The sequence below is a fragment of the Streptococcus danieliae genome (assembly GCF_013415245.1).
In the GTDB taxonomy this organism is placed as follows: domain Bacteria; phylum Bacillota; class Bacilli; order Lactobacillales; family Streptococcaceae; genus Streptococcus; species Streptococcus danieliae_A.
On the sequence record NZ_JACBXX010000004.1, the window covers coordinates 1 to 248 of the forward strand.

Below are 248 nucleotides of genomic sequence, written 5' to 3' on the forward strand. Positions count from 1 at the left end.
TCAAGCGAGGGCAAGTCTTACAACAAGTGAGAAAAGGACTCTTTAAATATGTCTATTCAGCCGATGTCGCTCAAGCTAATTACGAGAAAAATCGTAAACGATCTGTTAAAAAACTGATTCTTACTAATACTAAATAAAAATCGAATTTTGAATTATAATAGATTGTATGAAATTGAAATTAGATAAACAACAAGAAACTGAATTGAGATTAGCTCTTAGAAATAAAGACTACGCTACTTATCATAGAC

Annotated in this window: 1 pseudogene; it reads left to right on the forward strand. The window is 30.2% G+C overall.

Annotation, left to right across the window (positions count from 1 at the left end):
• Positions 1–125, forward strand: a pseudogene (locus HZY94_RS00015) (IS30 family transposase); the annotation flags it as partial.
• Positions 126–248 lie beyond the last annotated feature (123 nt).